General features: G+C 70.9%; 23 protein-coding genes. 14 read left to right on the forward strand and 9 right to left on the reverse strand.

Annotated elements, in window-relative coordinates:
* Positions 1–20: 20 nt before the first annotated feature.
* Both MWM45_RS13390 and glmS read right to left on the reverse strand, forming a co-directional pair.
* Complete coding sequence (locus MWM45_RS13390; protein ID WP_247826884.1) at positions 21–392, reverse strand: holo-ACP synthase; 372 nt, start codon at positions 390–392, stop codon at positions 21–23.
* A 54-nt stretch (positions 393–446) separates the two neighbouring features.
* The gene (glmS, locus tag MWM45_RS13395) at positions 447–2,387 is read right to left on the reverse strand and encodes a glutamine--fructose-6-phosphate transaminase (isomerizing) (protein WP_082045963.1); all 1,941 of its coding nucleotides are present in this window, start codon (positions 2,385–2,387) and stop codon (positions 447–449) included.
* Between the two features lie 61 nt (positions 2,388–2,448).
* On the opposite strand from glmS, the gene coaA reads away from it, so the two are divergent.
* Both coaA and MWM45_RS17670 read left to right on the forward strand, forming a co-directional pair.
* On the forward strand, positions 2,449–3,426 hold the full coding sequence (gene coaA / locus MWM45_RS13400) for a type I pantothenate kinase (protein ID WP_269076553.1): 978 nt from the start codon (positions 2,449–2,451) through the stop codon (positions 3,424–3,426).
* A 2-nt stretch (positions 3,427–3,428) separates the two neighbouring features.
* Entirely contained in the window at positions 3,429–4,322 is an 894-nt protein-coding gene (locus MWM45_RS17670; protein WP_269076554.1) for a M15 family metallopeptidase, read from the forward strand.
* A 15-nt stretch (positions 4,323–4,337) separates the two neighbouring features.
* Here the strand turns inward: MWM45_RS17670 and MWM45_RS13410 are convergent, their stop codons facing one another.
* Positions 4,338–5,072 (reverse strand): SDR family NAD(P)-dependent oxidoreductase, encoded by a 735-nt coding sequence (locus MWM45_RS13410; protein ID WP_336296669.1) that lies wholly within the window; start codon positions 5,070–5,072, stop codon positions 4,338–4,340.
* Between the two features lie 179 nt (positions 5,073–5,251).
* Here MWM45_RS13410 and MWM45_RS13415 point away from each other — a divergent pair, with 179 nt between their 5' ends.
* The 3 genes from MWM45_RS13415 to MWM45_RS13425 are packed head-to-tail and all read left to right on the forward strand — an operon-like array spanning position 5,252 to position 10,387.
* Positions 5,252–6,655 (forward strand): MFS transporter, encoded by a 1,404-nt coding sequence (locus MWM45_RS13415; RefSeq protein WP_247826885.1) that lies wholly within the window; start codon positions 5,252–5,254, stop codon positions 6,653–6,655.
* 4 nt (positions 6,656–6,659) lie between these two features.
* Positions 6,660–8,822 (forward strand): molybdopterin oxidoreductase family protein, encoded by a 2,163-nt coding sequence (locus tag MWM45_RS13420; RefSeq protein ID WP_247826886.1) that lies wholly within the window; start codon positions 6,660–6,662, stop codon positions 8,820–8,822.
* Positions 8,819–10,387 (forward strand): FAD-dependent oxidoreductase, encoded by a 1,569-nt coding sequence (locus tag MWM45_RS13425; protein ID WP_247826887.1) that lies wholly within the window; start codon positions 8,819–8,821, stop codon positions 10,385–10,387. The genes MWM45_RS13420 and MWM45_RS13425 overlap by 4 nt, the downstream gene beginning before the upstream one ends.
* Positions 10,388–10,411: 24 nt before the next feature.
* Here the strand turns inward: MWM45_RS13425 and MWM45_RS13430 are convergent, their stop codons facing one another.
* The 3 genes from MWM45_RS13430 to nirB are packed head-to-tail and all read right to left on the reverse strand — an operon-like array spanning position 10,412 to position 15,255.
* Positions 10,412–11,533, reverse strand: coding sequence for a uroporphyrinogen-III synthase (locus tag MWM45_RS13430; protein WP_247826888.1), 1,122 nt, complete (start codon positions 11,531–11,533; stop codon positions 10,412–10,414).
* Positions 11,530–12,573 (reverse strand): uroporphyrinogen-III C-methyltransferase, encoded by a 1,044-nt coding sequence (cobA, locus tag MWM45_RS13435; RefSeq protein ID WP_247826889.1) that lies wholly within the window; start codon positions 12,571–12,573, stop codon positions 11,530–11,532. The genes MWM45_RS13430 and cobA overlap by 4 nt, the downstream gene beginning before the upstream one ends.
* A 3-nt stretch (positions 12,574–12,576) precedes the next feature.
* Positions 12,577–15,255, reverse strand: a complete 2,679-nt coding sequence (nirB, locus tag MWM45_RS13440; RefSeq protein ID WP_247826890.1) for a nitrite reductase large subunit NirB — start codon at positions 15,253–15,255, stop codon at positions 12,577–12,579.
* 224 nt (positions 15,256–15,479) lie between these two features.
* On the opposite strand from nirB, the gene nirD reads away from it, so the two are divergent.
* The 3 genes from nirD (at position 15,480) to MWM45_RS13455 (ending at position 17,423) form a co-directional block, all read left to right on the forward strand.
* On the forward strand, positions 15,480–15,842 hold the full coding sequence (gene nirD, locus MWM45_RS13445) for a nitrite reductase small subunit NirD (RefSeq protein ID WP_247826891.1): 363 nt from the start codon (positions 15,480–15,482) through the stop codon (positions 15,840–15,842).
* A gap of 18 nt (positions 15,843–15,860) precedes the next feature.
* Complete coding sequence (locus MWM45_RS13450; protein WP_418909694.1) at positions 15,861–16,670, forward strand: sirohydrochlorin chelatase; 810 nt, start codon at positions 15,861–15,863, stop codon at positions 16,668–16,670.
* A 75-nt stretch (positions 16,671–16,745) separates the two neighbouring features.
* Positions 16,746–17,423, forward strand: coding sequence for a M23 family metallopeptidase (locus MWM45_RS13455; RefSeq protein ID WP_247826893.1), 678 nt, complete (start codon positions 16,746–16,748; stop codon positions 17,421–17,423).
* 27 nt (positions 17,424–17,450) lie between these two features.
* On the opposite strand, the gene glmM is transcribed toward MWM45_RS13455, so the two are convergent.
* The 3 genes from glmM to rplM form a co-directional block, all read right to left on the reverse strand.
* A complete protein-coding gene (glmM, locus tag MWM45_RS13460) occupies positions 17,451–18,806 on the reverse strand; it encodes a phosphoglucosamine mutase (protein WP_247826894.1) in 1,356 nt (451 codons plus the stop codon).
* A gap of 112 nt (positions 18,807–18,918) precedes the next feature.
* A complete protein-coding gene (gene rpsI / locus MWM45_RS13465) occupies positions 18,919–19,416 on the reverse strand; it encodes a 30S ribosomal protein S9 (RefSeq protein WP_043440692.1) in 498 nt (165 codons plus the stop codon).
* 40 nt (positions 19,417–19,456) lie between these two features.
* Positions 19,457–19,900: a 50S ribosomal protein L13 gene (gene rplM, locus MWM45_RS13470; RefSeq protein WP_043440690.1), complete on the reverse strand. Its 444-nt coding sequence runs from the start codon at positions 19,898–19,900 to the stop codon at positions 19,457–19,459.
* Between the two features lie 542 nt (positions 19,901–20,442).
* Here rplM and MWM45_RS13475 point away from each other — a divergent pair.
* From MWM45_RS13475 to MWM45_RS13500, 6 genes are all read left to right on the forward strand, one after another.
* The gene (locus MWM45_RS13475; RefSeq protein ID WP_247826895.1) at positions 20,443–20,679 is read left to right on the forward strand and encodes a Flp family type IVb pilin; all 237 of its coding nucleotides are present in this window, start codon (positions 20,443–20,445) and stop codon (positions 20,677–20,679) included.
* A 70-nt stretch (positions 20,680–20,749) separates the two neighbouring features.
* A complete protein-coding gene (locus MWM45_RS13480; RefSeq protein WP_247826896.1) occupies positions 20,750–21,139 on the forward strand; it encodes a TadE family protein in 390 nt (129 codons plus the stop codon).
* Complete coding sequence (locus MWM45_RS13485) at positions 21,127–22,161, forward strand: pilus assembly protein TadG-related protein (protein WP_247826897.1); 1,035 nt, start codon at positions 21,127–21,129, stop codon at positions 22,159–22,161. The genes MWM45_RS13480 and MWM45_RS13485 overlap by 13 nt, the downstream gene beginning before the upstream one ends.
* Positions 22,158–22,922, forward strand: coding sequence for a Flp pilus assembly protein CpaB (cpaB, locus tag MWM45_RS13490; protein WP_247826898.1), 765 nt, complete (start codon positions 22,158–22,160; stop codon positions 22,920–22,922). The genes MWM45_RS13485 and cpaB overlap by 4 nt, the downstream gene beginning before the upstream one ends.
* Positions 22,919–24,109, forward strand: coding sequence for a CpaE/TadZ family protein (locus MWM45_RS13495; protein ID WP_247826899.1), 1,191 nt, complete (start codon positions 22,919–22,921; stop codon positions 24,107–24,109). The genes cpaB and MWM45_RS13495 overlap by 4 nt, the downstream gene beginning before the upstream one ends.
* Positions 24,106–25,572, forward strand: a complete 1,467-nt coding sequence (locus tag MWM45_RS13500) for a TadA family conjugal transfer-associated ATPase (protein WP_247826900.1) — start codon at positions 24,106–24,108, stop codon at positions 25,570–25,572. The genes MWM45_RS13495 and MWM45_RS13500 overlap by 4 nt, the downstream gene beginning before the upstream one ends.
* Positions 25,573–25,574 lie beyond the last annotated feature (2 nt).

Here is a 25,574-nt window from a genome sequence, read left to right on the forward strand (position 1 = left end):
GGCGATAATCAGCAAGGTTACTATTGTTGACCTGCCGCTGGGACGCCCTCGGCCACGACCATGGCGGTGGCGAGGCCGCCGTCGTGGCTGATGGACAGATGCCACGTCCGGACGCCCCGGGCGCGCGCGACCTCGGCCACGGTCCCGTCGACGACCACGGACGGCGCGCCGGTCTCGTCGACCGCGATGGTGCAGTGCTGCCAGTTCATGCCCACCGGGGCACCGACCGCCTTCGCGACGGCCTCCTTGGCCGCGAAGCGGGCGGCGAGGGACCGGGTGTTCAGGTGGCGCTCGGCGGGCACGAACAGCCGCTCGAGGAGCGCCGGGGTGCGTTCGAGCTGCTGCCGGAAGCGTTCCACGTCAACGACGTCGACGCCGATGCCGACGATCACGCCCGCACCCGGCCGGGTGCCGCCGCGGAGATCCGCGGCGGCACCGGGAGGGGACTACTCAACCGTGACCGACTTCGCCAGGTTGCGGGGCTGGTCGACGTCGTAGCCCTTGGCACTGGCGAGGGCCAGCGCGAAGATCTGCAGCGGCACCGTGGTCAGCAGCGGGGCGAGCAGCGTCGGGGACTCCGGCACATAGAACACGTGCTCCGAGTACGCCTCGACCGAGGTGTCGCCCTCCTCCGCGATGACGATCGTCACGGCGCCGCGTGCGCGGATCTCCTGGACGTTGGACACCACCTTGGCATGCAGGGAGTCGCGGCCGTTCGGGGACGGCATCACCACGACGACCGGCTGGCCCTCCTCGATCAGGGCGATCGGGCCGTGCTTGAGCTCGCCCGCGGCGAAGCCCTCGGCGTGGATGTAGGCCAGTTCCTTGAGTTTCAGGGCCCCCTCCATCGCCACGGGGAAGCCCACGTGGCGGCCGAGGAACAGCACCGACTTGGCATTGGCCATGTCCGCGCCGAGCTGCTTGATCTTGTCGGCGTCGTCGAGGATGGACTGGATCTTGGCCGGGATGGTCGAGAGGTCCGTGAGGACGTCGGCGATCTCGTCGCGGTACTTGTTGCCGCGCAGCTGGGCGAGGTACAGGCCCAGCAGGTACGCGGCGGTGATCTGCGCGAGGAAGGCCTTCGTCGAGGCGACGGCGATCTCCGGGCCGGCGTGCGTGTACAGCACGGCGTCCGACTCCCGCGGGATCGTGGAGCCGTTGGTGTTACAGATCGCCACGACCTTGGCGCCCTGCTCCCGGGCGTAGCGGACCGCCATGAGGGTGTCCATGGTCTCGCCGGACTGGGAGATCGCGACCACGAGGGTCTTCTCGTTCACGATCGGGTCGCGGTAGCGGAACTCGTGGGACAGCTCCACCTCGGTGGGGATGCGGCACCAGTGCTCGATGGCGTACTTGGCCACCTGGCCCGCGTAGGCCGACGTGCCGCAGGCGAGGACCACGATCTTGTCGACCGAGCGCAGGATCGTCTCGTCGATGCGCAGTTCGTCGAGCATCAGGTTGCCGCCGACGTCGGAACGGCCGAGGAGGGTCTGACCGACGGCGTCGGGCTGGTCGTGGATCTCCTTCTCCATGAAGGAGTCGAAGCCGCCCTTCTCGGCGGCGGCGGCGTCCCAGCTGACGTGGAACTCCGTGCCCTCGGCGGGGGCGCCGAAGAAGTCGGTGATGGTGACGTCGTCGGGCGTGATGGTGACGATCTGGTCCTGGCCGAGCTCGACGGCGCGGCGCGTGAAGTCGATGAAGCCGGAGACGTCGGACCCGAGGAAGTTCTCCCCGTCGCCGAGCCCCACCACGAGCGGTGAGTTGCGGCGGCCGGCGGCGACGACGCCGGGCTGGTCCTGGTGGATGGCGAGGAGCGTGAACGCCCCTTCGAGGCGCTGGCACGCCTGCTGCAGGGCGAGGGTCAGGAGGTCGCCCTCGGCGCCGCTCTCGACGAGCCCGCGGTACAGGTGGCCCACGAGCCCGGCGGCGACCTCGGTGTCGGTGTCCGAGATGAAGGTCAGGCCCTCACCGGTCAGCTCGGCCTTGAGCTCGGCGTAGTTCTCGATGATGCCGTTGTGGATGAGCGCGAGCCGGTCGCCGTCGGCGAGGTGCGGGTGCGCGTTCTGGTCGGTCGGCCCGCCGTGGGTGGCCCACCGCGTGTGCCCGATCCCGGTCAGCGAGCGCGGCAGCGGGTCCGCTGCCAGCTCCCCGACGAGGTTCGTCAGCTTGCCCGCCTTCTTGCGGGACTCGATGCCGTCGGAGGTGATCACTGCCACCCCGGCGGAATCGTACCCGCGGTACTCGAGGCGCCTGAGGCCCTCCATGACGACGTCGAGCGCGCCGTGCTGCGCTTCGGACGATTCCTGATCGAACGCCGGGGCGACAGAGTCGAGCGCCGATGTTCCCTGGCCGCGGTCCCGGCCTACATATCCCACGATTCCACACATGACACCTAGCGTACCGGTGGCCGTGTTTGTTAATGCGCAGGCCACCGGGCAGAATCGTCAGGTGAGTGACAGAGGCACGGGGACGCAGCAGGCCATCGGTGCCGAATCCTTCACCCCCTTCGTCGAACTCGACCGCCAGATGTGGTCGCGCCTGTCCCACGAGATCAGGAGTCCCCTGAACGTCGAGGACGTCCAGCGGCTGCGCGGCCTGGGTGATGCCCTGAACCTCGACGAGGTGCGCGAGGTCTACCTCCCCCTCTCCCGCCTGCTGAACCTCTACACGGCGGCGGCCGGCCAGCTCCACGCGGCCACCAACACGTTCCTCGGGGAGAGCACCACGCGCACGCCCTTCGTGATCGGCGTCGCCGGCTCCGTGGCGGTGGGCAAGTCGACGACGGCGAGGGTGCTGCGCGAGCTCCTGCGGCGCTGGCCGGACACTCCCGATGTGGCGCTGATCACCACGGACGGCTTCCTGTACCCGAACGCGGAGCTCGAGCGGCGTGGCCTCATGCAGCGCAAGGGCTTCCCCGAGTCCTACGACCGCCGGCGGCTCCTGCGCTTCGTCAGCGAGGTCAAGAGCGGTGCCGCCGAGGTGCGCGCCCCCTCGTACTCGCACCTCACCTACGACATCGTGCCGGGCCGCGAGGTGGTGGTCCGCCGCCCCGACGTCCTCATCGTCGAGGGCCTCAACGTCCTGGCCCCGGCGCGCCCGCGGCCGGACGGCATCACGGGACTCGCGCTGAGCGACTTCTTCGACTTCTCCATCTACGTCGACGCGAAGACCGCCCACATCAAGGAGTGGTACGTCCACCGCTTCCAGTCGCTGCGCTCCAGCGCGTTCGCCAAGCCGGAGTCCTACTTCCACCGGTACGCCGACCTCAGCGACGAGGAGGCCCGCCGGACGGCGACCAGCATCTGGGAACGCATCAACGAGCCGAACCTCGTGGCCAACGTCCTGCCCACGCGCGGGCGGGCACAGCTGGTGCTCACCAAGGACGCCGACCACTCCGTGCGCCGCATGCTCCTGCGGAAGACCTGACCGTGCGCGTCCTGCCGTCGGTGACGCTGGTGGTCCTCGCAGTGACGCTCTCGGCGTGTTCCGGGCCGGGCCCCGCCCCCGGGTCCCCCTCCGGCGCGGCGTCGGGCGCCACCGCATCCTCGGGAACCACGGCCTCATCGGACACCACAGCCTCATCGGTGCCGGCATCGGACCACGCCGAGCCCACCGGGAAGGCCACGGATCTCCCCGCCCCGCCCCAGCGCACTCCCGTTCCCGCCGCGAGCGGTCCGGCGACGGCGGCCCCGGCGACGGCATCGCCCGCACCCCCTGCTCCCGGCGCGACGGCGCACACCGATCCCGGCGCCGTCGACGTCGTCGTGAACAAGCGCAGGCCCCTGACCCCGCTGGACTATGCGCCCGCGGACCTGCGCCGACCCGCCGTCGCCACACCCACCGGCTTCGACCTCCTGCGCCCCGACGCTGCCACGGCCGTGGAGGAGATGTTCGCAGCGGCCGCGGCCGACGGCGTGGGCCTGGCCATGGTCAGCGGATACCGTTCCTTCGCGGACCAGGAATCGACCTATGCGTATTGGGTGGGCCAGTACGGCGGCGCGGCGGGCGCGGACACCGTGTCGGCGCGGCCCGGCTACTCGGAGCACCAGACGGGCCTCGCCTTCGACGTCGCGCAGGCCGACGGCGCCTGCACCCTGGTGCGCTGCTTCCAGGACACGCCCGCCGGGCAGTGGACGGCGGCCCACGCGGCCGACTTCGGGTTCATCCTCCGCTACCCGTTCGGGTTCCACGAGATCACGGGCTTCTCGGCGGAATCCTGGCACTTCCGCTACGTGGGCAGGGACGTCTCCCTGGCCATGAAGGCTGCCGGCACCCAGACCCTCGAGGAGCACTTCGGCCTCCCCCCGGCGCCGTCGTACTGAGCCCGGCCCGCCGCCTCAGCGGCTCCCCGGCAGGGACACGCCCGTCTCCCCGGCGAGCACGCCGAGCAGCCGGTCCTGGAACCCGGGGTCCAGCACGGCGTCGTGCGGCTGCCGCCGCCGGCGGTGGAACCAGTACCCGCCGGTGACGAGCGCCTCGGGGTCCTCCCCCGTGGCCAGCCACACCTGGGTCCGGTGGGCGAGATCGAGATCGTCCGGCGCGTCGGGGCCGCCCATCCGCGTGGGGACCCATCCCGGATCCACCGCGTTGCTCAGGACGTCCGGGCGGAGGCGGGCCAGCGCGGCGGAGAAGGTGGTGAGGAAGAGCTTGCTGTCCCCGTAGTGGCCCGGTGACCTGCCCCGCCAGTCCACGCCGTCCAGGGACGGACGCCCGCTGTAGTGCGACCCGCTGCTCAGGTACACGTGGCGCCGCGGGCCCTCGAGCAGGGCGGTCAGGAGGTACGGGGCGATCACGTTGACGGGCATGACGGCGGAGCCGCTCCAGACGCCCGCGTTGTGGATCACGGCGTCGAGGGTCTCGCCCGCGTTCAGCTCGGCAGCGATCCGCAGGACCGCCTGCCGGTCCTCGAAATCCCCCACCACGAGCCCGGCCCCCCGTCCGGTGAGGGGGGCGAGAGCGCCCGCACGGTCCTCGGTGCGGGCATGCACGACGACGTCGTGCCCCTCCCGCAGGAGGTCTTCGGCCGCTGCCCGGCCGAGGCCTTCGACCGACCCGGTGACCAGCACCCTCATGATCGTCCCCCTTCATGGGATAGGGCGTCCGCTGCGCGCAGCGGGTACTCAGGACCTCACGGTACCGACCCGGCACGGATAGGTGAACGTCACGGGGCGTTTACGCAGCACGCAGGGGACGGAAACGCACGCTCACTAGCGTCGGGGGAATCAGCCACATCAGCCCCTGGAGGACTTCCGTGAGCATCGACGAAGCAGCATCTCCCGCGCCGGCTCCCGCACCGGCGGCGAGCGCGCCCCCGCTGGTCCACCGTCCGGGCCGCTGGATCGACCACTGGGACGCCGAGGACACCGCCCAGTGGAGCGGCGGCGGCAGGTCCATCGCCCGGCGCAACCTGCAGTGGTCGATCGCGTGCGAGTTCCTCGGCTTCGTGGTCTGGCAGCTGTGGTCGATCGTTGTGGTGTACCTGCCGGCGGCGGGCTTCACCTTCACGACGTCGCAGATCTTCTGGCTGATCTCCATGCCGTCCCTCGTCGGGGCGACGCTGCGCATCCCCTACACGTTCATGGTGCCGAGGCTGGGTGGCAGGAACTGGACCGTGATCTCCGCCCTGCTCCTGCTGATCCCGACCATCGGGCTCGGACTATGTGTCTCGAACCCCGACACCCCGTTCGCCGTGATGCTCGCCGTGGCGGCGCTCGCGGGCTTCGGCGGCGGCAACTTCGCGAGCTCGATGGCGAACATCACCTTCTTCTTCCCCGCCCGGGAGAAGGGGTGGGCGCTCGGCCTGAACGCGGCGGGCGGCAACCTCGGCGCCGCCGTCGCGCAACTGGTGGTTCCCATCGTCGTCGCCCTCGGCGCCGCCGCCACACTGGACCTGCCCCTCGCCGGCTGGATCTGGGTGCCCCTGATCCTCGCCGCCGCCTTCGGTGCCTGGAAGTTCATGGACAACCTCTCCAGCGCCCGGAGCGATCTCGCCGGCTCGCTCGCGGCCGTCCGTGAACCGCACCTGTGGGTCATGGCGCTGCTCTACATCGGGACGTTCGGCTCGTTCATCGGCTTCGCCGGGGTCTTCCCGAAACTGATCGTCGATTCCTTCCCCGCCTTCTCCACGATCGCCATGGGCCCGGCGACACTGTCCCTCGCGTTCCTCGGCCCCCTGGTCGGCTCCCTTGCGCGGCCCTTCGGCGGACGCCTCGCCGACCGGTTCGGCGGAGCGATGATCACCGTGTGCGCCTTCGCGGTCATGGCGGCGATCTCCCTGGCCGTCGTCTGGACGCTCCCCCTGGCCGACTTCTGGCTCTTCCTCGGCCTTTTCCTCGTCCTCTTCGCGGCCGCCGGCGCGGGCAACGGGGCGACCTACCGCATGATCCCCGTCATCTTCGCCCGGCGCGGCGCGGCAGCAGGGGCAGAACTCCGGGAATCGGTGAGCACCGCCCGCAAGTCGGCGGCGGCCCTCGGGCTCATCTCGGCGGTCGGCGCCTACGGAGGCTTCCTCATCCCCCAGGTCCTCAACGCCTCGAAGGGCGCCTCGGGCAGCTACGACGGCGCGTTCTACGGCTTCGTCGGAGGGTACGTCCTGATGCTCGCCGTCACCTGGTTCTTCTACCTCCGCCGCTCCTCCACCCTCGGCAAGGTCTGAGGCGATGCAGCAGGCAGGGACCGGACGGCCCACCCACTGCCCCTACTGCGCGCTCCAGTGCGCCATGACGGTCACCGCGTCCGGGACGCACGACGGCGGGGCCCGCGTCGACGGCCGCGACTTCCCCACCAACCGGGGCGGGCTGTGCCGCAAGGGCTGGTCGGCGGCGGAGCTGCTCGATCACCCCGACCGGCTCACCGTGCCGCTGGTCCGCGACGCCGACGGGGTCCTCCGGGAAGCCGCCTGGGACGCCGTCCTGGACCTCATCGGGGACCGCGTCCCGAGCATCCAGGCCGAGCACGGCCGGGACGCCGTTGCGGTCTTCGGCGGCGGCGGACTCACCAACGAGAAGGCGTACACGCTCGGCAAGTTCGCCCGCCTCGCGCTGCGCACCTCCCGCATCGACTACAACGGCCGGTTCTGCATGTCCTCCGCGGCCGCCGCGGGCAACCGGGCGTTCGGCGTCGACCGCGGCCTCCCCTTCCCCCTCGAGGACCTCGGTGGGGCGTCCGTGGTCCTGCTCCTCGGCTCGAACGCCGCCGACACCATGCCGCCCTTCGTCCAGCACCTGCGGGGCGCGCAGGCCGCGGGCGGCCTGGTCGTCGTCGACCCCCGGCGGTCGGCGACCGCCCGCCTCACCGACCAGGGCCGGGGGATCCACCTGCAACCCACCCCCGGCACGGACCTCGTCCTGCTCCTGGGCCTGGCGCACGTCGTGGTGGCGGAAGGCCTGGCGGACGGCCGCTTCCTCGAGGCACGGACCAGCGGGTACGACGCCGTCGCCCGCGGCCTCGCACAGTGGTGGCCCGAACGCGTGCAGGGCATCACGGGTGTCCCCGCGGCGTCCCTGCGTGCCGTGGCGCGGCTCCTCGCGGCGGGGGCCCGACGCGGCGCGGACGGCGGCCAGGGCGCCTACGTCCTGACCGGCCGGGGTATCGAGCAGCACGCCGACGGCACCGACACCACGACGGCCGCGATCAACCTGGCCCTGCTCCTCGGACTCCCGGGCACGGTGCACAGCGGCTACGGGACGCTCACGGGCCAGGGCAACGGCCAGGGCGGTCGGGAGCACGGGCAGAAAGCCGATCAGCTCCCGGGGTACCGGAAGATCACCGATCCGGCGGCGCGAGCCCATGTCGCCGCCGTCTGGGGTGTCCCGGAGGAGCTGATCCCCGGGCCGGGCCTGCCCGCCGTCGAGCTCCTCGCCTCGCTCGGGAAGCCGGGCGGCACGCGCTGCCTCTTCGTGCACGGCGCGAACGTCGCCGTGTCCGCGCCCGACGCCGCCACGGTCATCGAGGGCCTGCGCTCCCTCGACCTCCTCGTCGTGTCCGATTTCTTCCTGTCGGAGACCGCGGCGCTCGCGGACGTCGTCCTGCCGGTCCTGCAGTGGGCCGAGGAGGAGGGCACGGTGACGAACCTGGAGGGCAGGATCCTGCGCCGACGCCGGGCGGTCGAACCGCCCTCCGGTGCCCGGAGCGAGCTGTGGGTCATGCGGGAGCTCGCCCACCGGCTGGGCGCGCCCTCCCTGTTCAGCGAGGACCCGTCGACCATGTTCGACGAACTCGCCCGCGCCAGTGCCGGCGGCATCGCCGACTACTCGGGACTCGACTACGGCGTGCTCGACGGCGGTGACCCCGCGTACTGGCCGTACCCGGCGGGCAGCACCGGGACACCGCGGCTGTTCGTCGACGTTTTCGCGCACGCCGACGGGCGTGCCGTCCTGGTGCCCGTCGTCCCGCGGACCGCTGCGTCCGCGGCGCGCCGGCCCGGCCCCCTGCTCCTGGCCACGGGCCGGCTCCTCGAGCACTACCAGTCGGGGACGCAGACCCGGCGCGTCCCCGCGCTGCTCGCGGCGCAACCGGACCCACGGCTCCAGCTCCACCCCTCGACCGCACAGGACCTCGGCATCGGGCAGGGCGATCGCGTGGTCGTGACGAGTCCCCACGGCGAGGCCCGGGCGCTGGCGGACCTCACCCCCGATATCCGCCAGGACACGGTCTTCCTGGCCTTCCACTTCGCGGACGCCGGGTCCGCGAACCTCCTGACGGGCGGCGGCACCGACCCGATCTCGGGAATGCCGGAGTTCAAGACGACACCCGTCAGCGTGGCGCGCCTGGTGTCCGTGGACGACGGCGTCCGCGCCGGCGGACTGGAGGTCGTCGCGTGAGACCCCAACCCTCCGTCCCGTGCCGCGTCGTCGTCGTCGGGTTCGGCCCCGTCGCGGCGCGGCTCGTCGAACACCTCGAACCCCTCGTCGCGGCGGGGCGGGTCGCCCTGACCGTGATCGGGCAGGAGGCCGACGCCGCCTACAACCGGGTGCTCGTCGCCGATGTCGCCGTCGGCCGTACCCGCGAAGCCGCCATCCGCCTCGCGGACGCCGACGAGCTCCGTGCCTCCGGGGTCGACGTGCGCCTCGGCGCCCGTGTGGCGCGCATCGACCGGCCCTTCCGGCGCGTGCTGCTGACCGGCGGCGCGGCCGTCGACTACGACCGGCTGGTCCTCGCGACCGGGTCCCGCCCCGTGCGCCCGCGGCTGGAGGGGCTGGAGGGGCCCGGCACCGGAGGGCTCCCACCGGGGATCAGCTTCCTCCGCGACCTCTCCGACGCCCGGGCGGTAGCCGCCGCGCTCGCCGCACAGCAGCGGATCGTCGTGCTGGGCGGCGGCATCCTCGGGATCGAGGCCGCCCTCGCCGCGGCCGAGGAGGGCGGGCGCATCACGCTCGTCCACCACGGCCGCTCCCCCATGGAGCGGTTGCTCGGGGACGGTGCGCGGGTGCTGGCGACGGCACTGCGGCACGCCGGCATCGACGTGGTGGCCGGGACGTCCACGCGGGTCGAGCTTCAGGACGGGCGTTTCGCGGGTGTCGGCCTGGAGGGCGGTACCCGGGTCGACGGCGGCGCGCTCGTCCTCGCGTGCGGCGTGCGTCCGCGCACGGAGCTCGCCGAGGGCTGCGACCTGGCGGTCGCGGACGGCATCCTCGTGGACCATTCGCTGCGTGCGGTCGGCACGGACGACATCTGGGCCATCGGCGACTGCGCGGAGGTGTGCTGCCTCCGTCTCTCCTGCGAGGCGTGCGTGGGCATCACCGCACCCCAGGGCCTCATCGGCCCGGGCTGGCAGCAGGCGGACCACCTCGGGCGGTCCTTCACGGCGGAGCTGTCCGGGGACGGCCCCGGGCCGCGCGACGGCTCCTACGGCTCCGGATCCGACGGGCGGTCCGGCGTCGGAGCTGCCGGGCGGCGGGACGCCGTCGTCGTGCTGAAGGCCCGCGGCGTCGACGCCGTGGTCGCGGGCGAGACGGATGCGGATCCCTGGACGGTGGAGCCGGGCCTCGCCGTGGCGGAGTGGGCCGACCCGGGGCACGGGCGCTACGCGAAGATGATCACGCGCGACGGCGTCCTCACCGGCCTCGTCTGCGTGGGGATGCCGCGCACGGGTGCCGAACTGGTCCTGCTGTTCGAGCGCGGCAGCGAACTCCCGGCGGATCGCTCCAGCCTGCTGCGGCCCGACAGCGCGGAGGGACTGCCGGCCGCTTCACCTCCCGGCCCGGCCACCACGCTGTGCCGGTGCGCGGGAGTCACCCGCGGCGCGGTGCAGGAGTCGGTGGCCGCCGGCAGCGCCTCCGTCCAGGACGTCTCCACGGCCACACGCGCGGGGACGGGGTGCGGCGGGTGCCGCGACGACATCCGGACCGTCATCGAACAGCACTTCGCCGCGGCGGTCGTGTCCTGATGCGACGTCACGCCGCGGTCGCGGTCAGACGTGCAGCCGGTAGCCGCGCTTGACGACCGTCTCGACCAGGGTCGGGTCCGGCAGGGATCTCCGCAGGCGGTTGACGCTCATGTCGAGTGCGTGGGGCGCACCGGCGGGCGTGAGGAGGTTCGTCAGGGCCTCCCGGCTGAGCACCGCGCCGCGGGCCGACAGCAGGGCCTTGAAGAGCGCCAGCTGGGCGGGGGCGAGATCCACCGGGACGTCGTCCACGCGCACGGACCGGCCCCGCACCACGACGTGGCCGGAGCGCGTGGAGAGCTGCTCCACGTGGTGCTCGGCCAGCTGGTCGCAGACCAGCCGGATCAGCGCGCCCATGCGGAACCGTTCGGGGACGATGGGCGTGATCCCGGCGTCGAGCAGCGGCTGCGCCGTCACCGGCCCGACGGCGGCGGCGAGGACGCCGTGCCGGAACCGGTGCACGAGGTGCTCCTGCATGCCCTGCTCGGCCGCGGTGCTGAACAGGGCGTCGACCGCCGGTGCGCTCGTGAAGGTGACGCAGTCGAGCTGACCGCCGCACACGGCCTCGATGAGTCGGGGCAGCCGTTCGGAGCCTTCCGGCTTGATCCACCGGTAGGGCGTGACGGTGAGCAGCGTGGCGCCCGCGTCCCGGAGCCGTTCGAGCTGGTGTTCGTCGGCGTAGGCGTGCAGCTGGACGCCGATCGTGAGTCCTGCGAGATCCTCGCGCAGCAGCTGGTCCACGAGGGTCGCCGTCGTCTCGTCGGAGCTGATGCCGACGTCGTCCAGCCCGGCCGCACGCACCGCTCCCCTGGCCTTCGGACCGCGCACGTGGATGCGGCCGTTCCCGAGCACGTCGAGCAGGTCGTCGCCCAGCCCGGCGGCGTCGGCGGCTTCGAACCAGCGCCGCATCCCGTAGGCGGTCGTGATGATGAAGAGGTCCGGGCGGGCGGACACCACCGCGGCCGTGTCGGCGAGGAGCGCCACATCCTCCGCGATCGGGGCGATCTTCAGCGCCGGCGCGTGGAACACGGAGGCACCCCGCCGCTCGAGCGCGTCGATCAGGTCACTCGACCGGCGGTCCGACGTCACACCGATGCGGAATCCGGCCAGCTGGCCGGCGGAGCCGTCGGAGCGGATGGCGTCGGTCATGACGCCAGCGACTCGGTGAGACGCGCGAGGTGCGCGGCGCTGCCCTGCAACTGGAGCCCCACACGCACCACCTCGCCGATGACCAGGACCGCCGGCGACTGGCAGCGTGCGGCACCCGCGGCCGTGACGATCGTCGACAGCGTCCCCGACGTCGTCCGCTGGGATGCGCTGTACCCGCGCTCGATGACGGCGACCGGCATGTCCGGGCGCATCCCCGCCCGGCCGAGGCCCGCGACGAGCTGGGGCAGTGTCGAGACGCCCATGAGGACCACGATGGTCCCGCCCAGGCCCGCGAGGTGGAGGTGCTCCTCGTCGGTCAGCGGTGCGTGCCCGGAGACCACCGTGAAGAGGTGGCTGACGCCGCGGTGCGTGACGGGGATGCCCGCGGCCGCCGGGACCGCGATCGACGAGCTGATGCCCGGCAGCACGGTGCAGGGCACCCGCGCGTCGAGGCAGGCGGCGAGCTCCTCGCTCCCGCGTCCGAACACGAAGGGGTCGCCGCCCTTCAGCCGCACCACATGCCGTCCGGCGAGGGCGTGCTGCACCAGGAGGGCGTTGATGCCGGCCTGCGGCACGCGGTGGTGGCCGGGCAGTTTCCCGACGTCGACGAGCTCCGCCGAGGGTGCCAGTTCGGCCAGGGCCTCCGTCGGCCCCAGCCGGTCGTAGAGGACCACGTCGGCGTCCCTGAGCGCGGCGGCCGCATCGAGGGTCAGGAGTCCGCGGGCGCCGGGGCCGCCGCCCACCAGGCTCACGTGCCCGGTGTCGGAGGCGGCCGTCTCCCGGGTCAGGAGCGCGCCGGTGTCCCGACACCGCTGCCGCAGGACGTCGTCCTGCGCGGATGCGTGCGGTGGCGCGGCACGTGCACCCTCCACCAGGACCACCAGGGTGGCGCCGTCGAGCCCGTCGACGGCGGACGCCACCGTGTCGAACCGGTCGACGTCGGCTCCGGCGGCGCGGTACCGGGCGACGATCCTCCGCGCCCTACGCGCGACTCCGACGACCACCACGCGGCGGCCGGTCAGATCGATGTCCAGGTGCACGGCTCAGCCCTCCAGGGTCTCTGCAGCAGGTCCCGTCGGGACGCGGACGGGGATCACGGCGCCCAGACCCACCCGGGCGGCTCCGGCGTCGATCTCCGCCTGTGTGGCGGGGCGGCGCTGGCCGCGTTCCTCGACGAGGACGATCGACTGGTCGGCGGCGTCGGGCGCGTTGACGAAGGACCGGAACCGGCGGAGCCTGTCCGGGTCCTTGAGGGTGGCCGCCCACTCGTCCTCGTAGTGCTCCACGTGGCGGGCCATCGCGGCCTCGAGGTCCGCTGCGATGCCGAGGGAGTCCCCGACGACGACATCGCGCACGTGGTCGAGGCCCCCGTCGAGATCGTCCATCCATCGCGCGGTGCGCTGCATGCGGTCGGCGGTGCGGATGTAGTACATGAGGTAGCGGTCGATGTACCGGATGAGGGTCTCGCCGTCGAGGTCCTGGGCGAGGAGCTGCGCATGTGCGGGCTGGAAGCCGCCGTTGCCCCCGACGTAGAGGTTCCACCCCTGGTCGGTGGCGATCACGCCGACGTCCTTGCTCCGTGCCTCCGCGCACTCGCGGGCACACCCCGACACGCCCATCTTGAACTTGTGCGGTGCCCGCAGCCCGCGGTACCGCAGCTCCAGGTCGATGGCCATCGCCACGGAGTCCTGCACGCCGAACCGGCACCAGGTGGACCCCACGCAGGACTTCACGTTCCGCAGCGCCTTGCCGTAGGCCTGCCCGGATTCGAACCCGGCCTCGACGAGGATCTTCCAGATCTCCGGCAGCTGCTCCAGCCGGGCCCCGAAGAGATCGATCCGCAGCGCCCCGGTGAGCTTCACGTACAGGCCGAACTGCTCGGCGACCTGCGCGATGACCGCGAGCTTCTGCGGCGTGATCTCCCCGCCGGGGATGCGGGGCACCACGGAGTAGGTGCCGTTGCGCTGCATGTTCGCGAGGGCGCGGTCGTTGGTGTCCTGCAGGGGCCCGCGTCCGCCGTCGAGCACGTATTCCCCGCGCTGGGTGGCGAGGATGGAGCCGATGGCGGGCTTGCAGATGTCGCAGCCGTGGCCGGTCCCCGCCTCCTCGGAGGCACCGAAGCGGTGGATGATCTCCTGGAAGGACGCGAGGTCGAGGGCCTGGATGGCTTCGAAGAGTTCGGGCCGAGACATGGCGAAGTGCTCGCAGATGCCCTTCGCGACGGCGCGACCCGCCTTCGTGAGTTCGGCGTCGAGCAGTTTCTTCAGCAGGGGGACGCAGGAGCCGCACTGGGTCCCGGCACGCGAGCATGCCTTGAGGGACGGCAGGTCGAGCGCGGGCTCCGCGGCGGACCCGTCCGGGCCTGATCCGTGGACCGCGGACCGGCAGGCCCCGGCCGTCACGTTGTTGCAGGAGCAGAGGATGACGTCGTCGGGCAGGTCCGACGGCGGGGCATCGCCTCCCCCGGCCGAGGAGAGGTAGGCGCCGGGCTCGGCGGGCAGCTCGCGTCCCAGCAGCGGTCTCAGCGCGGAGTACGGTGCGGCGTCGCCGACGAAGATCCCGCCGAGGAGCGTCTTCGCGTCATCGGTGACCACGAGCTTCTGGTAGAGCCCCCGGGCGGGGTCGGCGTAGACGATCTCGAGGCTGCCGTCCGTCCCGGCGAGCGCATCCCCGAAGCTCGCGACCTCGACACCCGAGAGCTTGAGCTTGGTGGCGGTGTCGAAGCCCGGGAAGCTCGCGTGGCCTCCGAGGATGCCGTCGGCGCAGACCTCCGCCATCGCGTTCGCGGGAGCCACCAGCCCCATGCTGACCCCCTCGTAGTTCGCCACCTCGCCGATCGCCCAGACGCCGGGCATCCCGGTCCCGCAGGCCGCGCTGATCACCACGCCGCCGCGGGGTGCCACCTCCAGCCCTGCGTCCCGGGCGAGCTCGTCGCGCGGCCGGATGCCGACGGCGAACACCACGAGGTCGGCCGGGAGCACGGCGCCGTCGCTGAGGGCCACGCCCGTGACGCTGCCGGCGTCGTCCGTCTCGATGGCGACAGGCGCTCCTCCGCAGTGGATCCCCAGCCCCCTGGCGCGGATGAGCCGGCCGAGCGCCTGGCCGCCGCCCTGGTCGAGCTGCGCGTTCATCAGCCAGCCGGCGCGGTTGACCACCGTGGACGAGGCGCCGAGCTGCTGGAGTCCACCGGCGGCTTCGAGGCCGAGGAGCCCGCCCCCGATGACGACGGCGCGGGGCTGCCGGCCGAGGGCGGCGGTGAGCCGGGCCGTCTCGGACCGCAGCCACTGCACGTCGTCGAGGGTGCGGTAGACCGCGGCGTGCTCCGCGCCCGGCAGCGGCAGGCGTACGGCGTCCGAGCCGGTGGCCAGCACGACGTCGTCGTACGCGTACCTCTCGCCGGAAAGACCCTCGACGTACCGCGCCGCGGGGTCCAGGCGGACCGCCCGCTCCCCCGTCACGAGCCGGATCGCCGGCTCACGCCACATGAGCGGTTCCCCGAGTGCGAGGTCCACGTCGCCGGCCAGTGCGCTGCTCAGGGCCACGCGGTCGTACGGTGCGTGGGCCTCCTCGGCCAGGACCGTGAGGTGCAGCCCATCCATCCCGCGCCGCCACAGTGCCTCGACGAACCGGTGGGCGGCGGGCCCACCGCCCACGACGACGACGCGCCGTTCCTGCGGCACGGCGGCCGCCTCGGCGGGCCGGGATGATCGGGTCTCGCTCATGTGCTGCCTTCCGTCCGGATCGGGGCGCTCCCGCTGCTCCCTCCACGGTACGAACAGGCAATTTCTCCGATGTGTCGGCGATGTGTCGCAACGTTAACTTCGGGCTCACCGGCAGGAGTCCCCGCCGTGAGGCGCACGTTACCGCCGCGCAACAGCGCCGGGACCTCGATGACACGTCCACCGCCTAGCGTTGCGGGAACGCATCCGTCAACGAGGAGAACGCCATGACCGAGCTCGTCCTGCAGCGTCCTGCCCCCTCGGGCACCACCTGGGTCGCCGTCTGCCGCGTCGACGATCTCGAGGAATGCTGGGGCGAGGCGGCGCTGGTCGGCCGCGAACAGATCGCCCTGTTCCGGCTGCCCGGCGATCGGGTGTACGCCGTCGGCAACATCGATCCGCGGACCCGGGCCGCCGTCATGGCCCGGGGGATCATCGGATCACGGGGAACGGCACCCACCATCGCATCGCCCCTCCACAAGGAGGTCTACGATCTGGCCGGCGGGGCCTGCCTGTCCGGCGGCGAGGGGCTTCGCTCCTATCCGGTGCGATGCAGGGACGGCATGATCGAGGTCCACGTTGCGGCCTGAGCCGTGGGCGGTGCTTCAATGGCAGCCATGACCGTGAACCCGGCACCGGACAGCCCGCCCGTCCTCATCGCCTGCTCCCACGGCACCGACAACGCCCAGGGCCGGCGCGAGATCGATGCCGTGCGCGCCGGGATCATGGCACTCTGTCCGGAGGTCGAGGTCCGCGAGGCGTACGTCGACGTGCAGGAGCCGGACCTCGTGGACGTGGTGGCGGCCCTTCCTGCGGGCCGGCCGGCCGTCATCGTCCCGCTGCTGCTCTCGGTCGGCTACCACGTCAAGGTGGACATCGCCCGGGCGGCGGCGAGCCGGCCCGGAACGGTGTCGGCTCTCCCGCTGGGCCCGGATCCGCGGCTCGCCCGGGTGCTGCAGCAGCGGCTCACCGAGGCCGGGGTGGATGACGCCGACGCCGTGGTGCTGGCCGCCGCAGGGTCCTCCGACGCCTGTGCCGCGGAGGACGTCGCCGAGGTGCAGGCCGTCCTCGCGGAGCTCAGGACGGGCCGGGTGCGGGCGGGGTTCGGCTCGAAGGCCGTCCCGTCCGTCCCCGACGCCGTCGCGGCCCGGCGGGCGGAGTCGGAGCAGCGGGTCGCGGTCGCGTCCTACCTGCTGGCCCCCGGCTACTTCCACGACCAGCTGGCGAAGGCCGGCGCCGACGTGGTGAGTGCGCCCCTGCTCCCGAGTCCGCTGATCGCGGAGATCGCACTGTCGCGGTACGACGACGCCGTCGCGCGCCTGCTCGGCGAGTCTCCGACTGGCGCTGCGGGCTGCGACCGGCCCTGCCGGGCGCAGGTCTCGGTGTGTGTCCGAAGCGGCGCAGCCCGCGTGGACTGACGCCGCTCCCTGCGGGCCTCGCTCCCGGCCGCGCGGGCCTCGCTCCCGGCCGGCGGGAGGATGACAATGGAGCGCATGGGAGATCCTGTCGCGGACGGCGGTCCGGTGCTGCTGCACTATCCGCTGGAGGGGCGGTTCCGCGCACGCAGCAGCCCCGCGCGTCGCGTCCCGAGTCATGGCACCGACCTCATGGGCACCACGTATGCGATCGACCTCGTGCCCGTGGATGACGACGGCCGTCCGGCGCCGAGGACCTGGCGGAGCGTGGTCGCCACGGAGCCGGCGGAGGATTTCATCGGCTTCGGCGCACCGGTGCTAGCACCGGCTGCCGGCGTCGTCGTCATCGCCCACGACGGCGAGGAGGACCACGCGGCGCGACGGTCGCAGCTGGCGCTCGTGCCGTACATGGCCGGGCAGGCGCAGCGACTCCGGCACGGGCCGGGCGCCATCGCTGGGAATCACGTGGTCATCGCGCTGGGCGCCGGGGGGCCCTTCGTGCTGGTCGCCCATCTGCGCCGGTCCTCGCTCAGCGTCCGCGTGGGGACACGCGTGCGGGCGGGTCAGCTGATCGGTGAGTGCGGGAACTCGGGGAACAGCACGCAGCCGCACGTCCACGTCCAGGTCACGGACAGCACGGACTGGCCGAGCGCCCGGGGACTGCCGATCGCCTTCCGGACGCCCGGGGGTGCCGAGCTCCCGGCCGAGTCGCAGCTCATCGTCGTGCCGAGGACAGGACGCGGCGCTGCCGGGTAGGGCATGCCGCCGACCGAAGGCGCCGGGTCAGGCGACCGGTTCGAGGGACAGGCGCTCCTGCACCGTCGCTGCGAGGTCCTCCGCGATGCGCTGGGCGGTCGCGAGATCGGCAGCCTCGACCATGACGCGGACCACCGGCTCCGTGCCCGAGGGGCGCAGCAGCACGCGTCCGGTCTCGCCGAGGACCTCCTCGGCCTCGCGGACGGCGTCCTGCACGCCAGCGTCCGAGTTGGCGGCGCCGCGGTCGACGCCCTTGACGTTGATGAGCACCTGGGGAAGCTTCGTCATGACGGCGGCGAGCTCCTTGAGGCTCTTGCCGGTCCCGGCCATGCGTGAGGCCAGCTGAAGTCCGGTGAGGACGCCGTCGCCCGTGGTGGCGTATTCGGCGAAGATGACGTGGCCGGACTGCTCGCCGCCGAGGCTGTAGCCGCCGTCGCGCATCCCCTCGAGGACGTAGCGGTCCCCCACGCCGGTCTCCATGATGGTGACGCCCGCTTCGCGCAGGGCGATCTTCAGCCCCAGGTTGCTCATCACGGTGGCCACGAGGGTGTTGTCCTTGAGCTTCCCGGCATCCTTCATGGCCAGCGCCATGACGGCCATGATCTGGTCGCCGTCCACGATGGTCCCCTCGTGGTCGACGGCCAGGCAGCGGTCGGCGTCGCCGTCGTGCGCGATGCCGAGGTCGGCACCGTGCTCGAGGACGGCGGCCTGGAGCTTCTCGAGGTGTGTCGAGCCGTAGCCGTCGTTGATGTTGATGCCGTCGGGGTCCGCGCCGATGACGACGATGTCCGCGCCGGCGTCCCGGAAGACCTCGGGTGAGCAGCCGCTCGCCGCGCCGTGGGCGCAGTCGATGACCACCTTGAGCCCTTCGAGGCGGTGCGGGAGGGTCTTGAGGAGATGGACCACGTAGCGGTCCTCGGCGTCGGCGAAGCGCTGGATGCGGCCCACGTCGCCCGCCACGGGACGCAGTCGCGGCCTCGCCATCTCCTCCTCGATGGCGTCCTCGAGCGCGTCGCTGAGCTTGTTGCCGCCCCGGGCGAGGAACTTGATGCCGTTGTCGGGAGCCGCGTTGTGGGAGGCGGAGATCATGACGCCGAAGTCGGCGCCGAGGTCGGCCACGAGGAACGCAGCCGCCGGCGTGGGCAGGACTCCGGCGTCGTACACGTCCACGCCGGAGCTGGCGAGCCCGGCCTCGACGGCGGCCGCGATGAACTCACCGCTGATGCGGGGATCGCGGGCGATCACCGCGGTGGGGCGGCGTCCGTCCGAGGCGTTGTGGCCGAGGACCACGGCAGCCGCCTGGGCCAGCTGGAGGGACAGTTCTGCCGTGATCAGGCCATTGGCCAGACCGCGGACGCCATCGGTTCCGAATAACTTGCTCATCGTGATCATCCTAAGTGCAGAACAGTGGACCGCTAGGGCGGGTCCTCGAACAGGTTAAAGCACGATGCCCGTCCGGAAGCCCGGACGGGCATCTGCGCGTGTCCTGGAAGGATCAGCGCTTGGAGTACTGAGGCGCCTTGCGTGCCTTCTTGAGACCGGCCTTCTTGCGCTCGATGACGCGGGCGTCACGAGTCAGGAAGCCTGCCTTCTTGAGGGCGGGGCGGTTGTTCTCGCGGTCGATCTCGTTCAGCGTGCGCGCAACACCGAGGCGGAGTGCACCGGCCTGGCCGGAGGGTCCACCGCCGTGGATGCGGGCGATGACGTCGTAGGCGCCGTCGAGCTCGAGGAGCTTGAAGGGGTCGTTGACTTCCTGCTGGTGGAGCTTGTTGGGGAAGTAGTCGGCGAGCTCGCGCCCGTTGACGATCCACTTGCCGGTGCCGGGGACGAGGCGCACGCGGGCGACAGCTTCCTTGCGGCGTCCGACGGCTCCGCCGCCGACGGTCAGCGCGGGACGCTCCTTGACGGCGGTCTCGCCGCCTTCGGTGGACTCTGAGGTGTAGCTCGTGAGCTCCTCAGTCGGTTCATTCAGCTCTTCAGTGTTCTCAGCCACGGTTCTCCTTGAAGTGATTTCTTAGTACTGGTGGCCAGGGCTACTGGGCGACCTGAGTGATTTCGTATGTCTTGGGCTGCTGCGCGGCGTGGGGGTGCTCGGCGCCGCGGTAGACCTTCAGCTTGCCGATCTGCTGTGCAGCCAGCGAGTTCTTGGGGAGCATGCCACGGATGGCCTTCTCGACTGCGCGCTCCGGGTTCTTGTCCAGGAGTTCCACGTAGGTGGTGGACTTCAGGCCGCCCGGGTAACCCGAGTGGCGGTAGGCGCGCTTCTGCTCGAGCTTGGAGCCGGTGAGGGCTACCTTTTCAGCGTTGATGATGATGACGAAATCGCCCATGTCCATGTGGGGAGCGAAGGTCGGCTTGTGCTTTCCGCGGAGCAGGATTGCGGTCTGGCTGGCAAGACGGCCGAGGACGACGTCGGTTGCATCGATTACGTGCCACTGGCGGTTGATGTCGCCTGGCTTCGGGGTGTACGTACGCACGGTTATGGCCTTCGTTTCTATTTCGGTGTCGCCCGTGACTACGGAAGCGTCCGTACCCGCGGGCTCAGCTTATTCATGCGTTACCGGAACTTCAGGTGAGGGCTGAAATACGACCAGTCATCCCGTGAATCTCGGCTCCGCCCCCGGGCCAGGTGGTTCTGCAACTGAACCGCTCCGAAAGGCGCAGACGTATCGAGAAGGGACACGCACAACGACTCCCAAGGATAGCCTGCCGTACTAGGGCGGGTCAAAAGGAGGTTCGGACCCTCCTGAGGGCTGTGAGGGCGGGGTTCGGGCGGGGGTTCCTGCAGACGCCGATTCTCTATGCGATCCGGGTCGGGCTGCTAGCGCCGGCCGCCATGTGGTCCTCGGCCTGAAGCAGCGTCGGCGCAGGTTCTGCGCAGGGCGACTGCAGAGCCGGTGCAGGTTCACGAGTTCTTGCTCAGGATCAGGGCAGACCCGGTTTGTTGCGGCTTCCCGTTGCTAGCTTTCTGGCAGCGCTGGCGCTGGGTCAGCCGCTGTCCCCCCTCAGGAGTCTCCTCATGTTCCTCGTATCGAACACCCGTATGCACCTCCTCCCCCGCCTGGTCCGCAAGGAAGACGGTGCCACCGCCGTCGAGTACGGCATCATGGTCGCCCTCATCGCCGTCGTCATCATCGCGGCAGTCACGCTGCTCGGTGGCGGACTGCAGACCTCGTTCGTGAAGGCACAGTGCGCAGTCACCGGGAAGGCGTTGGTTGCGGCGACTGCCACCGCTCCCGCCTCCTGCGCGGCTTAGCAACATGGATTGGCCCGGCGACAGCTCGGCAACCTTTGCCGGGCCAATCAGTTGATGAAGGAGGCTTCAGTTGAGAAAATGCGACCGAGGCGCGGTTGCGGTCGAGATGGCGCTGCTCCTTCCCGTTCTCATCCTTCTCCTCCTCGGCATCATGGAGTTCGGCCGAGCCTTCAACACCCAGGTCATGCTGACCAATGCCGCCCGGGAAGGTGTTCGCGTCATGTCCATATCGAAGGACACGACGAAGGCCACCACATCGACGATCACCGCTGCGGGCACGCTGAGCCCGGCACTGACTGCGACGGACATTGCGATTACCGTCCCTGGGGCGACGACCACTAGTCCGTGCCCTGCCGGTGGTGCGGCGGCGGTCACCATCACCTACACGCTGAGCACCTTGACCAAGATTGCTGGACCGTTCTCCATGACCGGCAAAGGAGTCATGCTGTGCGGCGGCTGACCGGCCACGACCAGCCGGACGAGCGTGGCGCCGTCAGCATCCTCGTCGCCCTCCTCATGGTGGTCCTCCTCGGGTTCGCCGCTCTGGCCATTGATATCGGCATGCTGGTCTCCGAGAAGGCACAACTGCAGAACGGCGCCGATGCCGGCGCCCTCGCCATCGCCCAGGAATGCGCCCTGGATTTGAACGATGTCGATTGTGACTCGACCGCGCCCGTTGCCCGCCGCCTGGCCAACAGCAATGCTCTCGATGCGAAGAGCAACGTGAAGAACGTCGTCGTGAACGAGACGAGCCGCAGAGTCACCGTCACCACCGGTGCGCTTCAGGACGGGCAGGCACCCAACCGTGTGTCCCTCCTCTTCGCCAATGCGCTTGGCATCAGCTCCAGCGAGGTATTGGCGTCATCGACCGCCGTATGGGGAAGTCCTACCTCCGGCCCTGCGCCCTTCCCCATCACCTTCTCGGAATGCGAGCTCAAGGATGGGCCAGGCTGGCAGGTCGTGGAGTTCCGGAAGAAATCCGACGCTACACCCGCGTGCGCAGGTGGTCCACCGGGCGGCTTCGGCAGCCTGGACCAGGTATCCGGGAGATGCGAGGCGTTCGTCGATATCTCGCAAAGCGCCTCGGGCAGCAACACCGGCAATACCGGAGCGCCCAGCGATTGCGTTCCGCTCCTGCAGGAATGGCGGGCGCAGATCGAAGCGGGCGAAGCTCCCATCGGCTTGTTCCCCATCTACCGCAGCGTCAGTGACAGCGGCAGCAATGCGGTCTACCAGCTCACCGGCTTTGCCGCGTTCGAGGTCCACGGCTGGAAGTTCAAGCAGGAGGGCAACTCCACCTTCCCCAATTCTTTCCGCGACAACTACTACGCCGGCTACAAGTGCAGCTCGACGCAGTGCATCGGCATCATCGGCAGGTTCGTGAGGATGGTCTCTCTTGACGACGCCTACAAGCTCGGCCCCTACGACCCGACCATGGGCACCGCGGTCGTCCGACTCACCCTCGAGGAAGCAACTCCATGAAATCCCGTCTCCTGGCCGGCCTCGCCGCCGTCGTCCTCGCGCTCGTCGGGGCCCTGATGCTGTTCGGCTACGCGCAGGGCGCGGAAGCGCGGGCGGTCGAGGGCCTCGACCCGGTGGACGTCCTGGTGGTGGCTACCGCCATCCCCGCAGGCACACCGGCCGAGGAGCTCCAACCGTTCCTCACCACCAAGGCCCTGCCCGCCACCGCCGTCGGAGCATCCGCACTCAAGGACCTCGACTCATCCGCGGGCACGGTCACTGCCGTGGAACTCATGCCCGGCGAGCAACTGCTCGCCGAGCGCCTCGTCGATCCGGACGACGCGGCAGTGACAGGCAGCGTCGATGTCCCCGAGGGCCTGCAGGAAGTCTCCTTCACGATCGAACCGGACCGCGCGGTCGGCGGCAGGATCGCCCCGGGCGACACCGTGGGTGTGTTCATCTCGCTGGAGGCGGGTGGCCTCGAGGAGGCGCCGGACGCCCCCACGACGCAGCTCGCTCTCCACAAGATCCTCGTGACCTCCGTGCAGCGCGCCCCCACCGCCGTCGCCGTCGACCCCGCTGCCGACCCCGAGGCCCAGGCTCGCGCCGAAGCCGAGGCATTACCGAGCGGCTCCCTCATGCTCACGATCGCCGTCGACACCGCCCAGGCCACGAAGATCGTGCACGCGAACCAGAACGCCACCCTGTGGCTGAGCAAGGAAACGGCCGCGACGGTCGAGGGAGACTCCCCCATCCTCCAGAACAAGGAACTGTACCGATGAGCAGATTCGTCCTGATCACCCCCAGTTCGGACTTCGAGCAGAAGCTCCGCCTCGCGGTCGCCGGAGGACTGCAGGGCCATGTGAAGAGCCTGCCCGCGAGCGTCCTCGGCGGAGACCCCTCCTCCGTCCTCGATCAGCTGGCGCTGGAACAGCCTGAGGTGCTGGTCTTCGGTCCGGGTATCGCCCTCGAGGATGCGCTCCGCCTGGCCATCATCGTGGACGTGAAGTTCCCGGAGGTGAGTGTGGTGCTGGTGCACGAGGACCACCCCGAGATCGCGCTCCAGGCCATGCGGGCCGGGGTCCGTGACATCCTCACACCACTGGCCGACGTCGCAAGCATCCGCGCGCAGCTCGAACGCGCCTGCCAGGCCTTCGCGACGCGCCAGCGGACCGAAACCCAACTTCCACGCAAGAAGCAGAACGGTCGGGTGATCGGCGTGTTCTCACCCAAGGGCGGCGTCGGCAAGACCACCATCGCCACGAATCTGGCCGTGGGGCTCGGGAAGATGGCCCCCATGAGCGTCGTCATCGTGGATCTCGACCTCCAGTTCGGAGATGTGGGCACCGGCTTGTACCTGAATCCCGAGTACTCGGTCCTGGACGCCGTCTCCGGTGCCGCCACACAGGATTCCATGGTCCTGAAGGCCTTCCTCACGCCGCACTCGTCGGGCATCTACGCCCTGTGCGGCCCGCGCAACCCGGCCGACGCCGACCGCATCTCGTCCGAGCAGATCACCCGCCTCATCCAGCAGCTCGCCCTCGAGTTCCGCTTCGTGGTCGTCGACACCGGGCCCGGGCTCACGGAACCGAGCCTCGCCGCACTGGAACAATGCACGGATGCTGTGTGGGTGACCGCGATGGACGTGCCGAGCGTCCGGGGCCTGCGCACCGGACTCGACGTGCTGAACCAGCTCAACCTGATGCCCAAGGCACGCCACGTGGTCCTCAACTTCGCCGACACCAAGACCGGCCTGTCCGTGCAGGACATCGAGGCGACCCTCATGGCACCTGTCGACATCTCCGTCCCCCGCTCACGCGCCATCACCATGGCCACCAATCGCGGTGTTCCCCTGCTGCAGGACAGGGTCCGCGATCCGGCGACGAAGAGCATGACCGATCTGGTGGAGCGGTTCGACGAGCGCGCCGCGCCCCCAAGGAAGCTCCATCGCCGTGTGGTGGTCCGATGAAGCTCTCCGCCCGCATCCAGGCCGCCGGGCTCTCCACCGCGCCTGACCTCGCAGGGCTCTCCGCCGCGTCCGACGTCGCCGAGTCCGCGGCTCCCGACGCGCCGCCGGTACCGCCGCGCCCGGCCACGCTCGCACCCGCCGTCGCCCGCGACGCACCCGAGAAGCCCGGCAGTGCGAAGGTCGACGTCTTCGCGGGCCTCAAGCAGCGTGCCGCCTCCGCCCTCTTCGAGCGCATGGGCACCCGCGCGAGCGACACCTCCATCAGCGAGGAGGACCTGAAGGTCGTCGCACGCGAGGAGCTGAGCCAGATCATCGACGCCGAGCAGGTACCGCTCAGCCCCGATGAACGGCGCCGCCTCATCCAGGACGTGGCCGACGACGTCCTCGGGTTCGGCCCGCTCCAGCGCCTCCTCGACGACGCCTCGGTCACCGAGATCATGGTGAACCGGATGGACCAGATCTACGTGGAACAGCAGGGCAAGCTGACGCTCAGCGATTCCCGGTTCAGTTCGGAGGAGCACCTGCGCCGGGTCATCGAGCGCATCGTCTCCAAGGTGGGCCGCCGCATCGACGAGTCCTCCCCCTTCGTCGATGCCCGCCTCGAGGACGGCTCGCGCGTCAACGCCGTGATCCCCCCGCTCGCGGTCAACGGCTCGTCGCTGACGATCCGGAAATTCAGCAAGGTCCCCCTGACGGTCCAGAACCTCATCGACTTCGGCACACTCACCCCGGAGATGGCCGAACTGCTCGACGCGTGTGTGAAGGCGAAGCTCAACATCATCGTCTCGGGCGGCACGGGGACCGGGAAGACCACCCTCCTGAACGTGCTGTCCTCCTTCCTCCCCGAGGGCGACCGCATCGTCACCATCGAGGACGCCGTGGAACTCCAGATCCAGCAGCAGCACGTGGTGCGCCTCGAGAGCCGCCCGCCGAACACCGAGGGCAAGGGCGCGGTGACCATCCGCGACCTCGTCCGCAACTCCCTCCGCATGCGCCCCGACCGCATCGTGATCGGCGAGGTGCGCGGCGGGGAGTCCCTCGACATGCTGCAGGCCATGAACACCGGCCATGACGGGTCGTTGTCCACGGTGCACGCCAACTCGCCCAGGGACGCCGTGGCGCGCCTCGAGACCCTCGTGCTCATGGCGGGCATGGACCTGCCGCTGCGCGCCATCCGCGAACAGCTGGCGTCCGCCGTCAACCTCGTGGTGCAGATCTCGCGCCTCCGCGACGGCAGTCGGCGCATCACGCACGTCACCGAAGTGCAGGGCATGGAGGGCGACGTCGTCACGCTGCAGGACGCCTTCGTCTTCGACTACTCCGCGGGCGTCGACCACCGGGGCCGCTTCCTCGGACGGCCCGTCCCCACGGGTATCCGCCCCCGCTTCATGGAACGCTTCGAGGACATGGGGATCACGGTGTCACCCGCCGTCTTCGGGTCCGCGCCGCTGCGCGGGCGGTAGGC

It is taken from the genome of Arthrobacter antioxidans (genome assembly GCF_023100725.1).
In the GTDB taxonomy this organism is placed as follows: domain Bacteria; phylum Actinomycetota; class Actinomycetes; order Actinomycetales; family Micrococcaceae; genus Arthrobacter_D; species Arthrobacter_D antioxidans.